The 16,984-nt window shown below is 68.1% G+C and carries 18 protein-coding genes; 10 read left to right on the top strand and 8 right to left on the bottom strand.

Annotation, left to right across the window (positions count from 1 at the left end; genetic code table 11):
- Positions 1 to 7 precede the first annotated feature (7 nt).
- Positions 8 to 577, bottom strand: a complete 570-nt coding sequence (locus ACQEVJ_RS28270; RefSeq protein WP_041952814.1) for a DJ-1/PfpI family protein — start codon at positions 575 to 577, stop codon at positions 8 to 10.
- A gap of 95 nt (positions 578 to 672) precedes the next feature.
- Positions 673 to 1,407, bottom strand: a complete 735-nt coding sequence (locus ACQEVJ_RS28265) for a GntR family transcriptional regulator (RefSeq protein WP_433106163.1) — start codon at positions 1,405 to 1,407, stop codon at positions 673 to 675.
- Between the two features lie 440 nt (positions 1,408 to 1,847).
- Between ACQEVJ_RS28265 and ACQEVJ_RS28260 the strand changes: the two genes are divergently transcribed.
- The 9 genes from ACQEVJ_RS28260 to ACQEVJ_RS28220 all read left to right on the top strand — a co-directional run bounded on the left by ACQEVJ_RS28260 (position 1,848) and on the right by ACQEVJ_RS28220 (position 10,684).
- On the top strand, positions 1,848 to 3,224 hold the full coding sequence (locus ACQEVJ_RS28260) for an extracellular solute-binding protein (RefSeq protein WP_433106161.1): 1,377 nt from the start codon (positions 1,848 to 1,850) through the stop codon (positions 3,222 to 3,224).
- Positions 3,221 to 4,171: a carbohydrate ABC transporter permease gene (locus tag ACQEVJ_RS28255; protein ID WP_433106159.1), complete on the top strand. Its 951-nt coding sequence runs from the start codon at positions 3,221 to 3,223 to the stop codon at positions 4,169 to 4,171. Before ACQEVJ_RS28260 ends, ACQEVJ_RS28255 begins: the two co-directional genes overlap by 4 nt.
- Positions 4,171 to 5,082: a carbohydrate ABC transporter permease gene (locus ACQEVJ_RS28250; RefSeq protein ID WP_433106157.1), complete on the top strand. Its 912-nt coding sequence runs from the start codon at positions 4,171 to 4,173 to the stop codon at positions 5,080 to 5,082. The genes ACQEVJ_RS28255 and ACQEVJ_RS28250 overlap by 1 nt, the downstream gene beginning before the upstream one ends.
- Complete coding sequence (locus ACQEVJ_RS28245; protein WP_433106155.1) at positions 5,082 to 6,149, top strand: ABC transporter ATP-binding protein; 1,068 nt, start codon at positions 5,082 to 5,084, stop codon at positions 6,147 to 6,149. The genes ACQEVJ_RS28250 and ACQEVJ_RS28245 overlap by 1 nt, the downstream gene beginning before the upstream one ends.
- Positions 6,149 to 7,225, top strand: coding sequence for an ABC transporter ATP-binding protein (locus ACQEVJ_RS28240; RefSeq protein WP_433106153.1), 1,077 nt, complete (start codon positions 6,149 to 6,151; stop codon positions 7,223 to 7,225). Before ACQEVJ_RS28245 ends, ACQEVJ_RS28240 begins: the two co-directional genes overlap by 1 nt.
- A gap of 35 nt (positions 7,226 to 7,260) precedes the next feature.
- Positions 7,261 to 7,425: an FAD-linked oxidase C-terminal domain-containing protein gene (locus tag ACQEVJ_RS28235; RefSeq protein ID WP_433106151.1), complete on the top strand. Its 165-nt coding sequence runs from the start codon at positions 7,261 to 7,263 to the stop codon at positions 7,423 to 7,425.
- Positions 7,426 to 7,501: 76 nt separating this feature from the next.
- Positions 7,502 to 8,962, top strand: a complete 1,461-nt coding sequence (locus ACQEVJ_RS28230; protein ID WP_433106149.1) for an NAD-dependent succinate-semialdehyde dehydrogenase — start codon at positions 7,502 to 7,504, stop codon at positions 8,960 to 8,962.
- Positions 8,959 to 9,447: an Ldh family oxidoreductase gene (locus ACQEVJ_RS28225; protein ID WP_433106147.1), complete on the top strand. Its 489-nt coding sequence runs from the start codon at positions 8,959 to 8,961 to the stop codon at positions 9,445 to 9,447. Before ACQEVJ_RS28230 ends, ACQEVJ_RS28225 begins: the two co-directional genes overlap by 4 nt.
- A 1-nt stretch (position 9,448) precedes the next feature.
- Positions 9,449 to 10,684, top strand: a complete 1,236-nt coding sequence (locus ACQEVJ_RS28220; RefSeq protein ID WP_433106145.1) for an iron-containing alcohol dehydrogenase — start codon at positions 9,449 to 9,451, stop codon at positions 10,682 to 10,684.
- A gap of 187 nt (positions 10,685 to 10,871) precedes the next feature.
- On the opposite strand, the gene ACQEVJ_RS28215 is transcribed toward ACQEVJ_RS28220, so the two are convergent.
- A complete protein-coding gene (locus tag ACQEVJ_RS28215) occupies positions 10,872 to 11,189 on the bottom strand; it encodes a tyrosine-type recombinase/integrase (RefSeq protein ID WP_433106143.1) in 318 nt (105 codons plus the stop codon).
- A gap of 90 nt (positions 11,190 to 11,279) precedes the next feature.
- Between ACQEVJ_RS28215 and ACQEVJ_RS28210 the strand changes: the two genes are divergently transcribed.
- A complete protein-coding gene (locus ACQEVJ_RS28210; RefSeq protein ID WP_433106141.1) occupies positions 11,280 to 12,302 on the top strand; it encodes a hypothetical protein in 1,023 nt (340 codons plus the stop codon).
- A 116-nt stretch (positions 12,303 to 12,418) separates the two neighbouring features.
- On the opposite strand, the gene ACQEVJ_RS28205 is transcribed toward ACQEVJ_RS28210, so the two are convergent.
- The 5 genes from ACQEVJ_RS28205 to ACQEVJ_RS28185 all read right to left on the bottom strand — a co-directional run bounded on the left by ACQEVJ_RS28205 (position 12,419) and on the right by ACQEVJ_RS28185 (position 16,970).
- Entirely contained in the window at positions 12,419 to 13,159 is a 741-nt protein-coding gene (locus ACQEVJ_RS28205) for a TIGR03943 family putative permease subunit (RefSeq protein WP_433106139.1), read from the bottom strand.
- Between the two features lie 5 nt (positions 13,160 to 13,164).
- Positions 13,165 to 14,187: a permease gene (locus tag ACQEVJ_RS28200; RefSeq protein ID WP_433106137.1), complete on the bottom strand. Its 1,023-nt coding sequence runs from the start codon at positions 14,185 to 14,187 to the stop codon at positions 13,165 to 13,167.
- A gap of 112 nt (positions 14,188 to 14,299) precedes the next feature.
- A complete protein-coding gene (locus tag ACQEVJ_RS28195) occupies positions 14,300 to 15,178 on the bottom strand; it encodes a metal ABC transporter permease (RefSeq protein WP_433106135.1) in 879 nt (292 codons plus the stop codon).
- The gene (locus ACQEVJ_RS28190) at positions 15,175 to 16,026 is read right to left on the bottom strand and encodes a metal ABC transporter ATP-binding protein (protein WP_433106133.1); all 852 of its coding nucleotides are present in this window, start codon (positions 16,024 to 16,026) and stop codon (positions 15,175 to 15,177) included. Before ACQEVJ_RS28190 ends, ACQEVJ_RS28195 begins: the two co-directional genes overlap by 4 nt.
- Positions 16,023 to 16,970 carry a metal ABC transporter solute-binding protein, Zn/Mn family gene (locus ACQEVJ_RS28185; protein WP_433106131.1) on the bottom strand — a complete coding sequence of 316 codons (948 nt, stop codon included), beginning with the start codon at positions 16,968 to 16,970 and terminating at the stop codon, positions 16,023 to 16,025. The genes ACQEVJ_RS28190 and ACQEVJ_RS28185 overlap by 4 nt, the downstream gene beginning before the upstream one ends.
- Positions 16,971 to 16,984 lie beyond the last annotated feature (14 nt).

The following is a 16,984-nucleotide window of genomic DNA, read 5'->3' as shown; positions in this document are numbered from 1 at the left end:
GGTGTGCTCATGCCGATGCGGAGTTGATGGACTTCGAGAAGACCTCCATCATCACCCTGCCGAACTGCGGCATGTCGGGCCAGCCCCGGCAGGAGACGAGGTTGCCGTCCACGACGTCGGGAGCGTCGATGACCGTCGCGCCCGCGTTCTCCATGTCACCGGTGATGGGGGGGAAGCACGCCGTCTTCCGACCCTTCAGCAGCCCGTACACGGCTGGCACCTGCGCGCCGTGGCACACCAGCGCGATCGGGAGGTTGCGCGCGAAGAAGTGCTCGGTGATGCGCCTGACGTCGGCGTCGACCCTGATCCACTCGGGGGCACGTCCCCCAGGGATGATGAGGGCGTCATAGCGCTCGACGTCTACCTCGGCCCAGGGCACGTCGACCGGCAACTTCCGGCCGTTCTTCTCCACGTAGGCGTCGGAGTTGGGGTCGAACTCGTGGATGACCAGCTGAACGTCACGCATCGTCCGTGACGAGACGTCAACGTCCCAGCCGCCCTCCTGCACGCGATAGTAGGGATACATGGTGTCGAGCTCCTCGGCGGCGTCGCCGGTCAGGAGCAGCGCTCTGGGCACCTGCTTCTCCTCGCAACTGGGGCGGGTGAGATGGATCCAATCCGATCCGATCCGGTTGAGTCAGCATTCCTCGGGCCAGCCCGCCCGTCAAGCCTTTACCGCCATTCGTCCGCATCCTTGACCTCATCGAACAATCGTCGGAACCGCTCGCCGGACAGCAGGATGTGCCGACGCATGGCGTAGGCGGCGGCGTCGGGGTCACGTGCGGCGATCGCGGCCACGACTTCTTCGTGCTCGGCCATGGCCAAGTGAGTGACCTGGGTGTCGTGGAGAAGCCGGAACAGGTGCACGTGCGTGTGCAGGCGAGCGAGCGCTTCGCGGATGACCTGGTTCTCCGCGCTCAGGGCGACGAGATCGTGAAAAGCGGCGTCGCGTAGTCCGAAGGCGCCATAGGCCATAATCCCGTTGCCCCCCTCCAGTTCCGCCATCTCCTCCAGCATTCGTCGCAGACCGGCCACCTGCTGCGGGGATGCGCGTTCGGCGGATCTGCGCGCCGCTGCCGGCTCGAGGAGCAGGCGGAGCTCAAGCATGTCCTCGAATCGGTCACGGGTGATTTGGGGGGGAATGCGATAGCCGGCATGGGGCACACGCACGACCAGGCCCTCGGCCTCCATGCGGTTGAGAGCGTCTCGGATCGGCGTCTGCGAAACCCCCAGCTCTCGCGCCAGGGCGTCGATCGTGACGCGGGAGCCAGGCTCGATCCGTAGCGACATCAGCTGTCCGAGCAGCGTGTCGTACACCTCGTCGGCAAGCCGGCCGCGAGATCTTCCCGGCGGCGTTCCGCCCGTCATGGCCCCGTGGCGCCGCGCGATCATCGCTTCGTCGTCCATATTGACGTGAGGTCCTTTCTTACGTCCTCGGGAACCTGTTGACATCGGTCGCAACGCTGCGGGATGTTGACGCCCCCATTCGGATCGTATAGGAAAGGTGGCGGATGCCAGCCATCCTTCACCCATCGCGGAACTGCCCGCCATCGCTCCGCTTCGATCAGTTGGGGCTCCCATGAGCATGCTCGACGTCCTACTCGATTCGCCGCTGGGCCGCACAAGGACCGAAGAGCTTCTCGACTGCTTGAAGCCCCATCACGTCGCGGCGTAGTCGTGACGCCGGTCTGCGGGTCAGCCCCTGCGACAGCCGGCAACACGCCTGAACAACCCCCCAACTGCTCGGCGAAGCACGCAGCAAGGCTCCAGAAGTCCCCACCCAGAAAGCAGGCAAGAGGATGCGGTATCCGAAGCGAATAGGACGACTGTCCGTTCCCGGTCGAAAGGTGCGGCTGGCGACGGCGGCCATGTTGTTGGCCACGGCCGTGGCGGCTTGCGGCCAGGACGACGGCGCGAGCGCGAGCGCCCCCAAGGCGCCGGCGACCATCCCGGAGCTCACCAAGGACCCGCTGACCCTCAGCTTCATCTGGTTCGACTGGCCCCCCGCCCACGCGCTGGAAGACTTCGCGAACGCGGAGTACACCAAGGAGCGGTCGAACGTGACCATCAAGGTCAACACCGTGCCGAACGCGAACTGGCACGACGCGATGTTCACCCAGTTCGCCGCGCACAAGACCGACTTCGACATCCCGATCCTGGACTCGCAACACATCGGCGAGGCCGTGACGAACGGCAACATCCTCGACATCACCGACTTCGTCAAGAAGAACATCGATGTCAAGGCCTACAACCCGTACCTCCTGGCGGCCTACGGCCAGTACCCCCAGGCGGAGACCGGGAAGCGCGACGAAAACGCCAGCATGTACGGACTGCCGCTGCTCGGCGACACCTGGACGATGATCTACCGCAAGGACCTGATCGGTGAAAAGCCACCGCAGACCTGGGACGAGATGATCTCAGTCGCCGAGAAGTGCCAGGCGGACCACCCCGGCGTCAGCGGGCTGGCCTTCCACCAGGCCAACGGCTCCGACGCCGCGGCCGTAACCTACAACACGGTCAACGGCGTCTACGGCGGCAACCTCTGGGACGCCAAGGCGCGCAAGATCGACGGCGTCGTCAACGACGCCGCGGGCCAGGAGGCGATGGACGTCCTGGTCAACAAGATGAAGCCGCTGACCGCCAAGGGCTCCGGCAACTGGTTCATCGACGAGGTGAACGCGGCGGTCGCCCAGGGCAAGGCATGCATCGCGTTCAACTGGATCGCCGCGAGCGGCGGCCTGCTCGACCCGAAGCAGTCGACGCTCGGCACCACGCGGGAGCAGATTCTCGACAAGCTGGGTTTTGCCCCCCTGCCGAGCCAGAAGACGAACCTGGTGCCTCTCGGCGGCATGGGGATGCATGTGTCGGCCTACTCCCCGAAGGCGAACCAGGCGGAGGCCCTGAACTTCATGAAGTGGTTCGAGCAGGCTGACATCCAGAAGAAGTGGGCGGCGGCTGGTGGCGTGCCATCGCGTACGGACGCCCTGGAGTCGCCCGAGTTCCTCAATGCCGGGCCGTTCAACAAGGTGTACGCCGACTCGGTTTCGCGGATGCGGGACATGTGGAACGTGCCCGAGTACGCGCGCCTCATCGACATTGAGAACACCAACGTGAACGCGGCTCTCAACGGCGCGAAGAAGCCCAAGGACGCGCTCGACGACATCGCCAAGGAGCAGCAGGCCGTGCTCGACTCCAGCGGCCGCAAGGGCGGCGGCGGACTGTGAGTGACCCCGTCCCTCTGACGATCGACCAGCCCGGACAGGTGGCGTCCGCGACGCCGCCTGCACCGGGCCGGTCCCGCCGCCTGAGCGACCGCTGGCTCGCCGGGGCCTTCATCTCCCCCGCGTTGCTGCTGTTGCTCGCCATGTCGGTGTTCCCGTTGCTGTGGGCGTTGTACCTGTCCTTCACCGACTACTCGGCCACCCGCGGGGGGCCCGCCCATTTCGTCTGGTTCGAGAACTACACCGCCATCCTGACGTCGGCGCAGGTCCACCTGAGGGCCTTTACGACGTTGATCTACGTGGTCGGCGCGGTCGCCCTGCAGACCGTGCTCGGTTTCACCATCGCCTACCTGATCTCACGGCGCACGCACGGGCGAGGACTGCTGACCACTCTGTTCCTGGTTCCGATGATGCTGTCACCGGTCGTGGTCGGGCTGTTCTGGCGATTCATGCTCGACGCGCAGTTCGGTGTGATCAACAGCATGCTCGGCTCGCTCGGCCTGGGGAAGGTGGAGTGGCTCACCCGGCAGGGAACGGCATTGCTTTCCCTGATCGTGGTCGACACCTGGCAATGGACGCCGTTCATCATGCTCATCGCACTTGCGGGCCTTACCGCGGTCCCCAAGTACCTGTACGAGGCCGCCTCGATCGACCGGGCGTCCGAGTGGTTCCGGTTCCGCACCATCACTCTTCCGTTGGTGTGGCCGCTGCTCCTCATTGCCGTGTTGTTCAGGGCCATCGAGGCCTTCCGCCTGTTCGACCTCGTCTACATCCTCACCAGCGGAGGTCCGGGGGTCTCCACCGAGACGTTGTCGTTCCACGTCTACAAGGTCGCGTTCCTGGGCTTCAACACCGGAACCGCCTCGGCGTACGGGATCCTCATGGTCCTCGTCGTCCTCGTCCTCACGCAGCTCTACCTGCGCTACTTGAACAAGCTCAAGGAGGACTGATGGCCGTCTCCGTCGACGAGGCCGTGTCCACAGGTCCTGGCCGGGATCACACGCCCCCCGCGCGGCGCCGTGGCGGCCGGGGCCGCTCGGTGCTGGAGGTCGCGCTGCTGACCGTGCTGGCCGTCGTGATGCTCTTTCCGGTGCTGTGGATGATCGAGACGTCCATCAAGGAGAACCGGGACGTCTACGCCATCCCGGCCAAGTTCTTCGACTTCAAGGTCACGATGGACCATTACAAGGACGTGTTCGTCGCCTCCGGCGGCGGTCGCTCGGCCTTGTCCGTCTCGTTCCTCAACTCCGTCGTGGTCGCCGGGGTCTCCACGGCGCTGGCCACCGTGCTGGGGGTCCCGGCGGCCTGGGCCTACTCACGCTTCTCCGTGAAGGCCAAGAAGGACCAACTGTTCTTCATCCTGTCCACCCGCTTCATGCCGCCCGTGGTGGTCGTGATCCCGATCTTCCTCATGTACCGCCAACTCGGACTCATCGACAACAAGCTCGGCCTGATCCTCATCTACACCGCGTTCAACGTCCCGTTCACGATCTGGATGATGAAGGGGTTCGTCGACGAGGTGCCCGCAGAGTACGAGGATGCCGCCATGCTCGACGGCTACACCCGCCTGCAGGCGTTCCGGAAATTCACCCTTCCCCTTCTCCTGCCCGGCATCGCCGCGACGGCGGTCTTCGCACTCATCTTCTCGTGGAACGAGTTCGTGTTCGCCATCTTCCTCACCTCCAGCGACAGCGTACGGACGGCCCCACCCGCCATCGCCGGCCTCATCGGTGGAACCACTACGGACTGGGGTCTCGTGGCCGCCGCCTCCGTAGTGTTCGCCCTACCGGTGCTCGTCTTCGCCTACCTGGTGCGCAAGCACCTCGTCGCCGGTGTGACGCTCGGGGCGGTGCGACGCTGATGGCGGGCATCGAGGTGACCACCCTGCACAAGCGCTACCCGGACGGGACGGTCGCAGTCGAACACGTGGACCTGTCCATCGGCGACGGCGAGCTGTTCGTGATGCTCGGCCCTTCGGGTTGCGGCAAGACGACCACGCTGCGGGCCATAGCCGGCCTGGAGAGGCAGACGTCGGGCGACATCCGCATCGGCGACACGCTGGTCAATGACCTGCCGCCCGCCGAGCGGGACATCGCCATGGTGTTCCAGTTCTACGCTCTCTACCCGCATCTGAGAACCCGCGACAACCTGGCGTTCCCACTGCGGGCCGAGGGACTGCCCAAGGCGGAGGTGCAGGAGCGGGTCGACGAGGCCGCCCGGCTGATGCGGCTTGGTCCGCTCCTGGACCGGCGACCGCACCGGCTGTCCGGCGGGGAGCAGCAGCGCGTCGCGCTCGCTCGCGCCCTGGTGCGACGACCGCGCGCATTCCTCATGGACGAACCCCTCACCAATCTGGACGCGGAGCTGAGGGCGGACATGCGCACGGAGATCAAGCACCTGCAGGGGGAACTGGGGACGACGATGGTCTACGTCACCCACGACCAGGTCGAGGCGATGTCGCTCGGGCACAGAATCGCCATCCTCAACAAGGGCCGCGTCGAGCAGATCGGCACGCCGCTGGAGGTCTACGACCGTCCGGCGAGTCTTTTCTGCGCCGCGTTCATCGGCTCCCCGCCGATGAACCTGATCGAGGTGGAGGTTGCCGACGGGAAGCTGCGCGGTCAGGGCGGACTGGTCCTCACGCCACCGCCAGGCCTGCCGCGCGACCGTCGCCTGGTCGCAGGCGTCCGGCCGGAGGCGCTGGAAGTCACAGAACCAGGGGCGGAAGGTTCGGTCCCGGCCCGCGTGGTCTCGGCGGAGTGGCTGGGCGACGAAATCATCTACGTGGTCGACCACGGTGGCCAGCGCGACGTACGGGTTCGGATGCCACCGACTGTCCGTTTCGCCGCTGACGCACCGGTTGGGCTGCGGCACACCGGCGGGCCCCCGCCGGTCTACGACGTGGACACGGAAGAGCTGGTGGCCTGATGGGAACCGTGGCAGTGCACGGGCTGTCAAAGTCCTTCGGTAAGGTCCAGGCTCTGGACGGGGTGACGCTGGACGTGCCGGACGGCTCGTTCTTCGTCGTGCTCGGGCCCTCCGGGGCAGGCAAGACGACGACCCTGCGAGCGATCGCCGGCCTTGAGAAGCTTGACGCCGGGTCGGTGCATCTGGACGGGCGGGACGCGACCGGTGACACCCCGGCCGCACGCGACCTGGCCATGGTCTTCCAGAGCTACGCCCTCTACCCGCGACGCACGGCGTACGAGAACATCGCTTCGCCGCTGCGGGCCCGCCGCTGTTCTTCGAGCGAGATCGCCGCTGCCGTCGAGCAGATGTCGAGCCTGCTGCACATCGAACGTCTGCTGCAGCGTCGTCCCGCGCAGATGTCGGGCGGTGAGATGCAGCGTGTCGCCCTGGCCCGGGCGCTGGTCCGTCGCCCGCGCGCGTTTCTCATGGACGAGCCGCTGACGAACCTCGACCTCAAGCTCCGCGTCGAGATGCGCACCGAGCTCACCCGCATCCACCGGAGCCTCGGGGGGACCTTCGTCTACGTGACCAACGACCAGGTCGAGGCCCTGTCCATGGCCGACCGGGTCGCGGTCCTCAAGGAGGGGAAGGTGCAGCAGGTCGGAACGCCGGCCGAGGTGTACGAGCGTCCGGCCAACCAGTGGGTCGCGGGCTTCGTCGGGAGCCCGTCGATCAGCCTGCTCGCCTGCCGCGCCGAGGGAGATCGTCTGGTCGGGGCGGAAGGCTGGACGCTGCCGCGGCCCCGCTGGACCACGGCTGAGAACGGTCGTCCGCTGCTGCTGGGCCTGCGCGCGGAGGACCTGTCCGTCGAGCAGCGTGGGGACGCGTTGTTGCCGGGTGAGCTCTACGGCCTTGAGCCGCTCGGTGACCGAACGGTGGTCGACGTCCAAGTGGGAACGGAGATGCTCAAGGTCAAGGCACGACCCACCTTCACCGGTACGCCGGGCGAGCGGCTGCATGTCACGGTCGACCTGGACCGTGCGCACCTGTTCGATGCGGGCACCGGGCTGGCGCTGTCCGAGGCCGGGAGGTAATCGCGCAGGGCGGCGACGTCGACATGCGCCCGCACGTGGCAATCGAGCCTCGGCGGACCGTCACCGGTGAGCACGGCCTGACGACGCTGAAGCAGCCATGGCCCGAGAAGGCGATCGGGGGCGCGGGGCGTCGCCCTGCAGCCGGGGCCAAGGCCACGTTCGACCCGCTCGGCAACCTCGACCCCGACGAGGTCGTGTGACCCGTTCGTCGACGCGCGTGGCGCGATCGCTGAGGTCACGCTGGACATCACCAAGAACATCACAGGAGGCGACGCGATGAGCGACCCGATGAACGTCCTGGCCCCCGAGCACCGGCGGCTCCGGATCGGCGACGCCTGGCGCGACGCCGCCAGCGGAGCCACCTTCGCCGTCGAGGACCCGGCGACCGGCAAGACCATCGCCGAGGTGGCGGACGCCGGCGTCGTTGACGGGCTCGCCGCTCTGGACGCGGCGAGCAAGGCGATGGCGGAGTGGGCGGCGACCCCGCCGCGCAAACGGTCAGAGTTGTTGACCGCGACGTACCGGGCACTGACCGAGCGATCCGAGGAGGTCGCCCGGCTGATAACGCTCGAGATGGGCAAGCCGCTCGCCGAGGCTCGGGGAGAGGTGGCCTACGGCGCCGAGTTCTTCCGTTGGTTCGCCGAGGAGGCGGTGCGCGTCGAGGGGCGCTACAACACCGCTCCCGCTGGTAAATATCGCATCCTCACCGTGCCGAAGCCGGTCGGACCGTGCGTCTTCGTGACGCCCTGGAACTTTCCGTTGGCCATGGGTGCCCGCAAGATCGCTCCTGCGCTGGCGGCGGGCTGCACGACGATCACCAAGCCGGCCGCCCAGACGCCACTCACCATGTTGTTCCTGGCCCACATCATGGAGGAGGTCGGCGTTCCCCCGGGCGTCGTCAACGTCGTGACGACCAAGCGTTCCGGCGAGGTGGTCTCCGCTCTGCTGGCCGACCGTCGGACCCGCAAGCTTTCGTTCACCGGGTCGACCGAGGTCGGGCGCGTGCTGCTACGACAGGCGGCGGACAACGTGCTGCGCACCTCCATGGAACTGGGCGGCAACGCGGCTCTGATCGTGTGTGCCGACGCGGACCTGGACGTCGCGCTCGACGGTGCCATGGTGGCCAAGATGCGCAACATCGGGGAGTCCTGCATCGCGGCCAACCGAATCTACGTCGAGGAGCCGGTGCGCGAGGAGTTCACGGCGCGCTTCGCCAAGCGGATGGGCGCGCTCTCGGTGGGTCATGGTCTCGACGACGGCGTGGACGTCGGGGCGTTGATCGACGAGGCCTCGGTCACCAAGATCGACGAGCTCGTCGCCGACGCGGTCGATCGCGGCGCGCGTGCCTTGGTGGGCGGCGAGCGTCCGGATGGGCCGGGCCACTTCTACCCGCCCACGGTCCTCGTCGACGTGCCCGAAGACGCGCAGATACTGCAGGAGGAAATCTTCGGCCCGGTGGCGCCGATCATCTCGTTCACGTCCGACGACGAGGTGATCGCGAAGGCCAACGACACCGAGCACGGCCTGGCCGGATACGTCTTCACTCGTGACCTCCAGCGGGCGCTCCGGTTCGCCGAGGGGCTGGAGACGGGGATGGTCGGCATCAACCGTGGTCTGATCTCGGACCCGTCAGCTCCGTTCGGAGGCGTGAAGCAGTCCGGGATCGGCAAGGAGGGGTCGCACGAGGGCATCCTTGAGTACCTCGACGTCACCTACGCGGCGATCGACCTACCGTGACCGGCCTGCTGCTCCGGGCGCCCGCCGAGGATCACCGCGCCCTGTGCACACATGACCTGACCGGCCTCCACCCGTGGGGCGGGACCCGGGTCATGGTCGGCACGCCTCCGCCGGCGCCCGGGGACGCCGTCGACTCCGCCGGTGTGCGCGCCACAGACGCGGCCGCGGCGGTGGATGGGGCGATCAGCCCTTTCGGCGGCCCCAACGGCTACGGCCTCGGGCTCATGATCGAGGTGCTGGTCGCGACCATGACTCGTACCGCCCTTGGCGACGATGTCCGCGGGACCCTCGACCCGGCTGGCCCGCCCACCAAGGGCGACGTCTTCATCGCGATGGACCCGAGGGCGCCCGGGCACGACCGAGCCTGGGAGCCCGGCGCGCGCCCGCGCCACCCGGCAGCCAACCATGCCGACGCCGTCCCGGTCTCGCAGGTGACCTGGACGTCCGCCCAGCAAATCACCGCCGACGTTCCAGAGAGGCACTGACATGCTTGAGACCGTCCGTGGACCACGCCAGCTGATAGTGGGCGAAGGGGTCGCGCAGAACATCCCACGAGTGGTGGCCGAGTGTGGCTCGCGAGTCCTCATCGTGACCGACCGGGTTCTTCTGGGGCAGCCGGGCGTGGCCGAGATCGTGGCCGCCGTGCGGGAGAAGGTCGCAGTCGTCGGGGTGTTCGCCGACGCGACTCCGGACGTGCCACTCGCCGATGTCGCCCTGGCCGTCTCGGTCGCCGCGGAGGTGGACGCCGACGTAATCCTCGCCATCGGGGGTGGCACGGTGATCGACCTCGCCAAAATCGTCGGCGTCATCCGGCGCCACGGTGGGACGCCGCGCGACTACTACGGCGAGTCGAAGGTGCCGGGACCGACGATTCCTCTCGTCGCGGTCCCGACGACGTCAGGCACCGGCTCCGAGCTCACGCCCGTCTCGGTGTTGACCGACCCGGACCGCGAGCTGAAGGTGGGGGTCTCCAGCGTCCACATCGTGCCCGACTTCGCCATCGTCGACCCCGAGCTCACCTACAGCTGCCCTGCGACCGTCACTGCCCACTCCGGCATCGACGCGTTTTGTCACGCGGTGGAGAGCTACACCGCGCGACCCCGGGCCCACGGACCGCGCGACCCGGTGGAGCAGGTCTTCCTCGGCCGCAACCCGATCACCGATCACTACGCGCTCCTGGCCGCGGAGCGGATCGCCCGCAGCTTGCCCCGTGTTGTCAGGGACGGAGGCGACAAGGACGCGCGCGCGGACATGTCCTATGGGTCCATGCTAGCCGGGCTCGCATTTTCCCACGCAGGCAACGCGGCTCCGCACGCCCTCCAGTACCCCATCGGCGCAGCCACCCACACACCGCACGGCCTGGGCGTCGGGCTGCTGCTGCCCTACGCGCTGGACGCGGCCAAGGATGCCATCGGCGACCGGTTGGCCATCCTCGCCGGGGTGTGCGGGCTCGACGTGACCGACGCCTCGGATGCCGAGGCCGCAGATACGTTCCTCACCTGGCTCGACGGGCTCCTTGCCGACATCGGCATCCCTACCACCTTGGCGGACATCGGCGTGGCACGCGCCGACCTCCCGCGCTTCGCGGAGATGGCCAGTGGCGTCACCCGCTTGATCCAGAACCATCCAGGCCCGACCGACACCGCCAGCCTGACCGCGATCCTCGAAGCGGCCTGGATCGGGGACCGGACCCGACACGTCCTGACTCCGGAGCAGAGATAGTGACGGGCCTTTCACATGACGACGACTTCCCTGCCGCACCCTGGGTATCGGGAATTGTCGGCTACGCCTTAATGGGAGCCGCCCATTCCCAGGCCTGGCGCACGGCTGCACGCCCACCAAGCCGGCCACGGCCACAACAGCCACAACCCCTCCGGCCCACCTCGCTCCACGCGGTGACATAACGTCATCATTCCGCTGCGGATAGATCAATGCGAGTGAACAACCGAATCATGATCGCACAGGCAGCTGCCGCCCGCGTCAACGGAAGTGGACGCCACCTGCTCAGGCCGCGCGTGAACCCGATGGCGACGGTCTCGTTACGCCCGGCGAGATCGGCGCGAGTGCGGGCAAGGGCGTCCAGTGCGGTGTCGTCGGCATCGGGGAGCGTGTGAAGGTATTTCTCAGTGGTGGAGATGCTGCCGTGGCCGAGCCTCTCCTTGACGACCTGAAGGTCGGCGCCGCCGGCCAGCAGCCACGAGGCATGAGCGTGGCGGAGGTCGTGCATCGAACTCCAGGCCTGAGGCGGCCAGCGCCGGCCGCCAGATCTGGTCGCGGAACCAGCGACGGGGGATATGCCCGTCGGTGTCCCAGCGGCGTGGTCGGCGGGGGTTGTCCTTGCCGGAAGAGCGGCGTTCAGCGCGATAAACCGCATAGGCGTTCTTGCACTGCTGGCAACGGCACTTGCCCGCTGATTCTCTCGCTGGTCGCCCAACACGGCGGCATCACCCCGAACGACGCCTACCGAACGCTCTGCGTCCAGGGGCCGTTTCGGCTGGTCCACGCGGCGACCTTCGCCGCGCTGCTGCGCGACCTCGGCAACGCGACGCTCATCCGGCAGGAGACCGACGGCCTCCTCCTGCACGGTGACGCGGGGGAGAAGCTGGTCAACCATTACACCTTCTACGCCGCCTTCGCGGCTCCCACCGAATACCGCATCGTGCATGGGGGACGGACTCTCGGTAGCCTGCCGATCGAACAGTCACTTCCCGAGGGCGCTCTGCTGATCTTCGCAGGCCGGCGCTGGCGGGTCCTCGCCGTCGACACGCGGGCGAAGGTCATCGAGGTCGCGCGAGCATCAGGCAGACGCCCGCCGCGCTTCACCGGGACCGGCCCGGAGGTACACGACCGCATTCGGACCGAGATGCGGCGCATCTACGAGGACAGCGCTGTTCCGATCTATCTGGATGCGACCGCCCAGCGCCTCTTGGAGCAGGGCCGCACCGCCTACCGCCGCTTCCGCCTGGAAGCTCAGCCGATCGTGGGCTACGGGAACGACACCCTGCTCTTCCCGTTCTGCGGTGACGCGATCATGACGACAATCGCGCTCACCCTACACAGCAGGGGAGTCACTGTGGAACGGCAGGGGCTGGCACTGGCACTGTCCGGAACTTCACCGCAGACCACCGCCCACCTACTGGAAGAGTTGAGCGAATCCGACCTGCCCACAGCGACCGATCTGGCTCGGCTGATCCCCGACAAGAGGATCGACAAGTACGACGAATTGATCGGCGAGGAGCTGTTGGCCCGCTCTTTCGCTGCCCGGCAGCTTGATGTTCCTGGTGCTCGAACCGTGATCAGCCGTCTCGCCGAGCAGAGTGCCCTCGCCTGTTTCTCGTAGCTCCAAACCGGTCCGTTGCTTCGCGAAGCATCCGGAAGCGGCGTCAGCGAGAGGACGAATTGACCGGCGGCGGGGGTCGGGTGGGAAGGCGGAGGAGAGTTGGGGTGTGGTGCGGCTTACTCGTACGGCTCGCTCGGTTCTGGGATCTCCGTCACCTGGATGGCGGTCATCTCTGGTGGCACGGTTCCGTTCGGGATCTTGCGGGACCTGGGCGGGACCCAGGTGCCGGTCACCTCGACCCAGGTGTCGTCGGGCGGCGGAGCGGCGCCGAACACAGCCACCTTGAGGGCGATGGCGTCGGCCGCGCAGCAGCTCATCTGCATGCGGGTGACGTACCAGCGGTCTTTCTTCTTCGACCGTACGACGAAGCCGGTCAGCCGGACCTTTTTGCCGGTGAGCGTGCGCTTGCGGAAGTCCCATGCCCGGCCGATGAACTCGCCCACGGCCATCGGGGTGACATTCTCCGCGGAGAGCGGGACGTAGGAGCCGGTCGTCGCCGGCGGCCGGATGGGCGCGTCCTCACTACGAGCGGCGAAGGCGCCCAATGCGGGGGGCGCGATCAGGACGATCGCGAAGACGGGCAGGGACAGCAGCCAGCCCACCTTCGGCGCCCGTGAATGGTCGTGACCCTCGGCCTGCTTCCCCGGCCCTTCGTGGACGTGTTCGTCGTGAGCGTTCGCGTACGGACGCCGCCACTCCTGGACGAGGCCGATGATCCCGAGAGTGAGGACGACCACCCCTGCCGCGAGCAGGAAGGGGCGGAAACCGGGTTTCACATAGTTGAGGTACGACGTGGTCAGGACGGTTATCCAGAGCACGACGCCGCCGAGCAGGGTCAGCACGAGACTTTGGGACATGCGGCTCACAGGAGGACTCCTCCGATCGCCGAGCTGACCACGACCGCGAGCAGGAACGTCAGCGGAACGAACCGCATCGCGAAGGCCCGGCCGAAGGTCCCCGCCTGCAGGGCGATGAGCTTCAGGTCGACCATCGGCCCGACGACCAGGAAGGCCAGCTTCGCCGTGGGGGAGAACGCGGTGAGTGAGGCCGCGACGAACGCGTCGGCCTCCGAGCAGATCGACAGTACGACCGCGAGAAGCGCGAGCACGACCGCCGACAGCACGGGGACGTCCGCCACCGAGGTCAGCCACGTGCGGGGCACCACCACGTTCAGTGTGGCTGCCGTGATCCCGCCGATAACCAGGAATCCGCCCGCGTGGAGGAGGTCGTGTCGCATGGCGTCGCGGAACTCTGCCCACTTCGAGCCGGCGGGGGCCGTACGGGACGGCACGCGCAGCCACGACGACCGGCCGAAGCGCAGCCACAGCCAACCGGCCGCGACCGCCACCAGGAGCGAGGCGGTGAACCGGGCCACGGCCATCATCGGCTGTCCGGGGAACGCCACGGCCGTGGCGACCACGACCACGGGGTTGATGGCGGGCGACGACAGCAGGAACGCCAGCGCGGCCGCCGGGGTGACCCCACGCGACATCAGGCCCGAGGCCACCGGAACCGAGGCGCACTCGCAGCCCGGCAGCACCGCTCCGGCCGCCCCCGCCACGGGGACCGCGGCGTAGGGGTTGCGGGGCAGGGCCTTCGTCCAGAACGACGGCGGGACGAAGGCCGCGATGGCCGCCGACAGCAGCACGCCGAAGACAAGGAAGGGCAACGCCTGAACGCAGATCGCCACGAAAACGGTCGCCCAGGTCTGCAGCGCCGGGGCCGTGAGCAGGGGTGTCAGCACCAGGCGGCCGATGACGAGAAGCGCGGCGAGGAGCGCGAACAGCCAGGGCGTCGCCGGAGGTGCGGCCGATCTACGGCCCCATTCTGGGGGTGGTATCTCTGTCGAGGACTCCACCACGACCCGGTCCGACATGTGCCTCATCCTGGCAGAACTTCCCAGCGGTGATCCTGGGATCGGCGCTACGCGACCCCGTCATAGTCCTGTATGGCAGTCGCGTGAACCGGGCCGGGGAGGAGCGGAGCTCACCATCGCCTCAACCGGCGACCACAGCCGGGGGTCTGCGCGCCCAGCCGCTACGGGTGCGTACGGCGCCCACAGCGCGGCAGGCCAGGTAGATGACGAAGGCGATGGTGGTGACATACGGGCTGATCGGGATGCTGCTGCCCAACGCGATGAGGATGCCGCCGACCACGGACGTGACGGCGAACAGGACGCTGAGCAGAGGGATCAGGCGAGGGGAGGCCGTCACCCGGGTGGCGGCGGCCGCAGGGGTGACCACCAGGGCGAGCACCAGCAGAGCGCCGACAATCTGGATGGTCGTGGCCACGGCGAGACCCAGCACCAGGGTGAATACGGGGGACAGAGCCCGAACGGGCACGCCGCGGGCGGCGGCGACGTCGGGATCGAGGCTGGCGAAGGTCATCGGACGCCAGATGACCGCCAGGACGAGCAGGACGACGACCGACACTCCGATCAGCCAGGCCGTCTGCGGGGTGTCCACGGCCACGATCTGCCCCGTGAGCAGCCCGAACTTGTTGGCGGCACGGCCTTTGTACAGCGACAGGAACAGCACGCCCAGTCCCAGTCCGAACGGCATCAGAACGCCGATGGCGGAGTTGCGGTCCCGGACACGCACCCCCATGGCACCGATGACCGCGGCGGCCAGGACCGATCCGACCAGGGATCCTGCCACCACGTTCACCCCGAGCAGGAGCGCGGCCGCCGCGCCGGCGAAGGACAACTCGGCGATCCCGTGCACGGCGAAGGCCAGATCCCGCATCATCACGAACGTACTGATCAGGCCGCCGACCACACCCAGCACGGCCGCGGCGATGATCGAGTTGGCGACGAGAGCCAGCAGCTGCCCGTAGTCGTCGTAGTTGAAGATCTGGTGCCAGATGTCGGTGCTCATGACTGGACGCCTCCAGCAGGATCGGGATGGTGCGGGATGGGGGCGCCGGCGATCAGGTAGCGGCCGTGGGCCCGGACCACCTCGACCGGGCCGCCGTACAGGTCGGACAGAACGGAAGACGTCATCACCTCGTCGGGCGTGCCGACGCGGAATCGGCCCCCGGCCAGGTACAGCACCCGGTCGACCAGTGGCAGGACCGGATTGAGCTCGTGGGTGACGAAGAGTACTGCGGTGCCATGAGCGCGCCGCCGCCGGTCGAGCAGGTCGACGATCGCGTGCTGGTGGTGCGGGTCGAGCGAGAGGAGAGGCTCGTCGCACAGCAGAAGCGCGGGATCGGTGGCCAGGGCCTGCGCGATGCGCACCCGCTGCTGCTCGCCGCCGGACAGCAGGCCGAGGGGCATGTCCGCGTACGCGCGCGCGCCCACCTCGGTCAGCAGCTCGTCGATGCGACGCCGCAGCCCTCTGCTGCCGAGGGGCAGACCCCAGCGGTGGCCGTCGACGCCGAGCCGCACGAGGTCGCGGGCGCGCAGCGGCATGTGCGGGGCGACGGCGCGCTGCTGGGGGATGTAGCCGATCAGCTCGCTGCCCCGCCGGGGCGGGCGGCCATCGATCAGCAGGGTCCCGGCAGAGAGGGGTAACTGGCCCAGGATGGCGTGCAGCAGGCTGGTCTTGCCCGATCCGTTGGGCCCCAGCACGGCGATGAACTCGCCGCGGCGCAGCTCCAGATCCAGCCCGGACCACAGCACGCGCTCGCCACGGCGCAGTTCCGCATCGGTCAGGCTGAGGACGACGGGTGTTCCGCTGGTGGAGGCGACCTGCGGTGCGATGGTTCCCGACTGTTCGGTCATCGCCCCAGGGCCTTGCCGAGCGCGTCGAGGTTGGCGGTCATCCAGCCGATGTAGTCCTTCCCCGAGGGCAGGGTCTCGGTGACCGGGACGACGGGGATGCCGTTGCCGGTCGCCGCCTCGCGGACCTTCTCGGTCTCCGGGCCGGCGGTCTGGGAGTTGTAGACGAGGGCCTGCACCTTCTTGCCGGTGAACAAGGCGAGGGTGTCCCGCAGGACGCGGGGGGAGACGTCGTTGCCTTCCTCGATGGCCTCGCTGAACTCTTCGGGGGTGGCGTTGGTCAGACCGCACGCCTCGATCATGTACAGCGGGACCGGCTCGGTGATCGCCACGGCGGTGCCCTTCGCGGTCTGCGCGATGGCCGCCTCCTGCTCCTCCAGCGGCTTGAGCTCCTGCTTGAAGGTTTCGGCTCCGGCGGTGAAGGCGGCGGCTCCGGAGGGGTCGGCCTTGCCCAGCGCGGCGGCGATCGAGTCGGCCAGTCGCGCGACGGACGGGAAGTCGTACCAGACGTGCTCGTTGAGCTCCTCTCCGTCCGCCGCGGTCTTCCCGGAGATCTCGACCGCGTTCAGCACCTGGGCCGAGGTGTTGCCGGCGGCGTCGCGCATCGTGTCCATGAAGTCGTCGTAGCCGCCGCCGTTCTCGATGATCACCTTGGCCTTGGACAGGGCCAGCTGGTTCTGCGGGTTGGCCTCGAAGGAGTGCGGGTCCTGGTCGGGGCTGGCGATGAACGAGGTCACCGCGACCTTGTCGCCGCCGATCTGCCGGACGATGTCGCCGTACACATTGGTGGAGGTCACCACGGCGACCGCGCCCGGGCCGGTGGACGCGCTCACGGCCGGCTCGGGAGATGTCGCGGGAGAAGACGAGCCGCCGCAGCCGGTCAGCAGCACAGAAGCCAGGCCCGCGAGGACGAGCAGGGAGGGACGACGCAGGGGGGAGATGTTCATGTCGATCCTTGTCG

This window comes from Microbispora sp. CA-102843, assembly GCF_050936215.1.
Lineage (GTDB): Bacteria > Actinomycetota > Actinomycetes > Streptosporangiales > Streptosporangiaceae > Microbispora.
This window is presented reverse-complemented; position numbering and strand designations above follow the sequence as displayed.